The 5198-nt window shown below is 70.5% G+C and carries 3 protein-coding genes and 1 pseudogene; 3 read left to right on the forward strand and 1 reads right to left on the reverse strand.

What is annotated here, in order from left to right; genetic code table 11:
* The first annotated feature begins 308 nt into the window (after positions 1-308).
* From DK254_RS04235 to DK254_RS35135, 3 genes and pseudogenes are all read left to right on the forward strand, one after another.
* Positions 309-1634: a hypothetical protein gene (locus tag DK254_RS04235; RefSeq protein WP_109932472.1), complete on the forward strand. Its 1326-nt coding sequence runs from the start codon at positions 309-311 to the stop codon at positions 1632-1634.
* Positions 1635-2837: 1203 nt separating this feature from the next.
* Positions 2838-3002, forward strand: a pseudogene (locus DK254_RS35130) (HAMP domain-containing protein); the annotation flags it as partial.
* Positions 3003-3131: 129 nt separating this feature from the next.
* Positions 3132-3860 (forward strand): methyl-accepting chemotaxis protein, encoded by a 729-nt coding sequence (locus tag DK254_RS35135; protein WP_371921103.1) that lies wholly within the window; start codon positions 3132-3134, stop codon positions 3858-3860.
* Here DK254_RS35135 and DK254_RS04245 read toward each other — a convergent pair whose 3' ends face one another.
* On the reverse strand, positions 3861-5168 hold the full coding sequence (locus DK254_RS04245; RefSeq protein ID WP_109932476.1) for an NAD(P)/FAD-dependent oxidoreductase: 1308 nt from the start codon (positions 5166-5168) through the stop codon (positions 3861-3863).
* Between the last annotated feature and the right edge of the window lie 30 nt (positions 5169-5198).

Below are 5198 nucleotides of genomic sequence, written 5' to 3' on the forward strand. Positions count from 1 at the left end.
CGGACCTTGTCCGCGATAGCCGGGAATTCCGGCGCGGTTCGCGGATGAGATCCGCTCCTACGCTGCGCCACTCACGCCATTCCCATGTAGGAGCGCGCCCTGCGCGCGAATCGCAGGCAGGGCCTGCTCCTACAGGTTTCCGTGAGGCACCTGTCCCACCGTAGGAGCGGACTCCGTCCGCGATCCCGCAGACATCTGGCAAGCACATCCAAGCACTTGGCAGACAGGCACAAGGCCAGCAGCGCCCGTGGCCTTAGCATCCCAGGCAGTTTCGTCCCCTGCCAACAATAACGATACGGATGCACGCCATGACCAGACCCACCGTCCTGCGCCCGACGCTGCTCGCCCTGCTGCTCGCCGGCGCGGGCCAGGCCAGCGCCTACTCGCTGTATTCCACCGACGATACCCACCTCAACGCCGACCTCACCGCGGTCTACGCGCTGTTCCACAGCCAGGAGAACTATGCGCAGAGCGGCACCAAGGACAAGGGCTCGTCCTCCTGGCAGGAAGGCTTCATCAAGTACGGCCTGAGCGGCGACCAGCGCCTGGGCGAGGCCGGCACGGCCTATGGCGCCTTCGCCCTGCTCAGCTCGGCGACCTGGGGCGACGGCGACGCCGCCGGCTTCACCGACGGCTCCGAGCGCACCACCAAGATCGAGGACGCCTACCTGGGCTGGCGCTCCGGCAAGCTGTTCCCGGTGCTGGGCGAGGACGGCATCGACCTGTCCTTCGGCCGCCAGAACATCGTGGTCGGCGACGGCTTCCTGATCAACGGCGACGCCCTCAACTTCGGCAACGGCCTGGCCGACGGCATGTTCGACCGCGGCGGCGCCTACTACCTGGCCGGCCGCCGTAGCTTCGACGAGACCGCGGTGCTGCGCATCGGCGGCAAGGAAGGCTGGCGCGGCGACATCATGCGCCTGAAGTCCGACAACCCGGCCCAGGCCAAGCCCGAGCTGTACGTCGGCACCCTGGAGCACGTCGACGAGGCCGGCACCCTGGGCCTGACCTACATCGACATCACCGACATCGACGAGCAGTACGCCTCCCCCGCCCAGCTCGACCGCAAGGACATGAAGACCTGGAGCGTGCGCGGACAGGGCAACGCCGGCGTCGAGAACCTGTTCCTCTCCGGCGAGTACGCCTGGCAGGACAAGCGCCACGCCGACGACGAGAACGCCTGGTACCTGGAAGCCGGCTGGACCTTCGCCGACGTGCCCTGGAAGCCCTACCTCAGCTACCGCTTCAGCCGCTTCTCGGAAGGCTTCGACCCGCTGTTCTACGGCTTCAGCCGCGGCTTCGGCACCTGGTTCCAGGGCGAGGTGGCGGGCAACTACTCCGGCCCCTTCAACAGCAACACCCGGGTCCACAACATCGGCGCCAAGATCACCCCGTCGGAGAGCTTCGACGTCGGCCTGCAATGGTTCGACTTCCATACCCTGGACAACGACCTGGGCAACTTCAGCGGCCGCGAGCTGGACCTGTACGCCGACTGGATGGTCACCCCGAACCTGACCATCACCCCGCTGATCGGCCTGTACAAGCCGAAGAAGAGCACCGAGGACGGCGGCGTGCAGATCGGCAGCAACGACAGCAACCTGTACAGCCAGCTGATTTTCACCACCACCTTCTAAGCCACGCACCGCAAGCCCGCCCCGCGCCACCGCCGGCCCTCATCCCGGCCGTGGCGCGGCGGCGGGTTTCGCGGTTTTCATGGAGGCCTTTGCATGCGTAGCATCCTGTCCACCCTCCAGGGCCGCATCACCTGCCTGGCCGGCCTGTGCCTGCTGGGCGTCGCCGCCACCCTGATCGGCCTGTCGCTGTACCAGGCGCGCCAGGACAGCCAGGTGATCAAGGACGACAGCGGCAAGCTGTTCGCCGACGCCGCCCGCGCCAGCCTGCAGACCCAGGGCCAGGTGCAGGCCCTGCAGCTGCAACGCCAGCTGCAGGACAAGCTGCTGCTCGGCGAAGGGCTGTCGCGCACCCTGCTGGCGCTGCGCGAGCAGAACCGCCAGGGCAACCTCGGCGCCGAGGCACTGCGGCGCAAGCTGGTGGCGGAAATGGGCGGCACCCTGGGCGCGCACCCGGAGCTGCTCGGGCTCTTCGTGGTGTTCGGCGTCGACACCCTGGACGGCGCCGACGCCAGCTTCAAGGGCCGCGACGAGCTGGGCAGCAACGAGAACGGCCGCTTCACCCTCTACCTGCTGCGCAGCGGCGGCCAGCAGCAGAGCGTGGTCGGCACCGAGCAGGTGCTGGCCGATACCACCCCCGGCCCCAGCGGCCAGCCGTACAACGCCTTCTTCACCTGCCCGCGGGAGAGCCTGGCGCCCTGCGTGCTCGACCCCTACTTCGACGATGCCTCCGGGCAGCGCCGGCTGGTCACCAGCATCACCCTGCCGCTGCTGGAGAACGGCAAGTTCGTCGCCGCCGTGGGCTTCGACATCGACCTCGCCGCGCTGCAGCAGAGCAGCGTGGCCGGCAGCCGCCAGCTGTTCGACGGCCAGGGCCGCATCCGCATCCTCAGCCCCAACGGCCTGCTGGCCAGCGACAGCGCCAACGCCGCCGGCCTCGGCCAGCCGTTCAAGGACACGGCGCTGCCCCAGGTGCTGGGCGACATGGCCCGGGGCCGCTCATTGACCTACGACCAGAGCGCCGACGTTTCCGTGCTCAGCAGCCTGGCGCCGCTGCCCGGGGCCAAGCCCTGGGGCATCCTGCTCAGCGTGCCGCGCCAGGTGCTACTGGCCCCGGCGCAGTCGCTGAAGAACACCCTGGACGCCCTGCGCGCGCGCAGCACCTGGCTGGAGGTCGGCCTGGGCGTGCTGGTGGCGCTGCTGGGCATGGGCGTCATCACCCTCACCGCGCGCGGCATCAGCCGGCCGATCCTGGGCCTGGCACGCATGCTGGAAGACATCGCCGACGGCGAAGGCGACCTCACCCGCCGCCTGAACCATCCGCGCCACGACGAGCTGGGCCGCCTGGCCCTGGCCTTCAACCGCTTCCTCGACAAGCTCCAGCCGAGCATCGCCGCGGTACAGGCGGCCAGCGGCGAGGCCCGCGCCGGCGCCGACCAGACCGCGGTCATCGCCCGCCGGACCAGCGACGGCATCCAGCAGCAGTTCCGCGAGATCGACATGGTCGCCACCGCCCTGCAGGAGATGTCCGCCACCGCCAACGCCTCGGCCCAGAGCGCGGCCAGCGCCGCCCAGGCCGCCGGCGAGGCCGAGCGCGCCAGCCAGGACGGCTACGCCACCATCGCGGCCACCAGCGCCGGCATCGACGCCCTGGCCGGCGACATGAACCAGGCCATGGGCGAGCTGCAGAACCTGGCGCGCAGCAACGAGCAGATAGGCGCGATCCTGGAGGTGATCCAGAGCATCGCCGCGCAGACCAACCTGCTGGCCCTCAACGCCGCCATCGAGGCGGCGCGCGCCGGCGAATCCGGGCGCGGCTTCGCCGTGGTCGCCGACGAGGTGCGCGGCCTGGCGCGGCGCACCCAGGACTCGGTGGAGGAAATCCGCCAGGTGATCGAGAACCTGCAGGCGCGCAGCCTGTCGGTGGCCGACGCCATGCACGCCAGCTACCGCCAGGCCCAGGACAACGTCGAGCAGGCGCGCCAGGCCATAGACGCGCTGCAGCGCATCACCGGCGCGGTGAACCTGATCAGCGACATGAACCTGCAGATCGCCAGCGCCGCCGAGGAGCAGAGCAGCGTGGCCGAGGAGATCGGCCGCAACATCGGCACCATCCGCGACGTCACCCAGGCCCTGTCGGACCAGGCCGAGCGCTCGGCGCACCTGAGCCAGCAGCTGAACCAGAGCGCCGAGCAGCAGCACCGCCTGGTGCAGCAGTTCAAGGCCTGATCAGCGCGGGCGGTAGCCCTGGCTCAGCAGCCAGCCCTGGAAGATGCGCCGCTGCTCCGCCGGCAGCGCGGCCAGCACCCGGTCCTGCGGCTCGCTGCGCAGGCGCCGCAGCCAGGGCGCCAGCTCCAGGCCCTGCAGGTGCCAGATGCCCAGGGGCTGGTCGGGGCTGACCACCACCTCGGCCTCGTCCACCAGGCCGTCGCGCAGCACCGGGGCGCGCTCGATGCGCAGTGCGTCGAAATCCGCCGGGGCATGGCTGGGCACCGCGTCCGGCCAGGCGCGGCGGGCCTGCCAGAACGGCTGGTCTGCCCACTGCTGTTCCTCGGCGTAGAAGTCGCGGCCGACGCGGGCGAAGCGCAGGAACAGCTGCTCCACCCGGCGCTGGTGGAAGCGCCTGGCCAGGTCGCCGCGCGCCGGCGCGCGCAACAGCGTGTTGATGACCGCAGGGGCCTGCAGCGCCGAGGACAGCGACTGGAAGATGCCGTTGCCGGACAGCGGGTCCACCGCCATGGCCGCATCGCCCACGCGGATCCAGTCCTCGCCGCAGGCCTCCAGGCAGAGGATCGGCGTGCTGCTGCGGGCATGCAGCTCCAGGTCCTGCTCGGGGTGGCCGCCGAAGAATGCCTGGCTGAGTTCGGCGCGCTGGCGGCGTTCGCGGCAGTAGTCGAGTAGCTGCTCCTTGGGTGGCAGCGCGCTGCTGGCCACGTCCAGGGTCAGCTGCCAGTAGCAGCGCCCATCGGCCAACCGCGCCATCCACGCCCAGCCATCGGCCAGGCTCTGCACCGCGCTGGCCACCGGCCCCGGCGCACCCTGCCAGCGACTGAGCAGGCTGAGGGTTTCCGGGCCGCGGCGGGCCTTGCCGGCCTTCTGGTTCAGCGGCGCCTGGCGGCCGCGGGCTTCCACCAGAAATGGGGTTTGCAGTTGCTGGCCACTTTCCAGGCGCACGTGGTGGCCCGTGGCGTCGGAGTCTACGCCGAGCACGCGGTCTTCCTGCACTTGGATGCCGGCCTCATGCAGGTCCTGGCGCAGGCCCTGGTCGAACAGCGGGCGGTCGAGGATGAATTCGACGTTCTGCGCGCTCTCGGCGCCGTTCCAGTTCACCCGCCGTTGCGAAGGCGGCGCGGCGCAGGCCAGAGCGTGGTTGAGGCCGGCGTGGCGCAGGCCGTCGAGCACGCGTTGGGAGACGCCTTCGACGGCGGCGAAGCGGCGCCATTCGCTGATGACGGTGACGGGGTAGCCGAGACGGCGCAGGCCGATGGCGGTGGCGGTTCCGGCGGGGCCGGCGCCGAGGATCAGGATTGGGGGCATGGGGGTGTTCGCTGGGGGGGTTGGTGATGG

This window comes from Pseudomonas sp. RW407, from assembly GCF_003176655.1.
GTDB lineage: Bacteria > Pseudomonadota > Gammaproteobacteria > Pseudomonadales > Pseudomonadaceae > Pseudomonas > Pseudomonas delhiensis.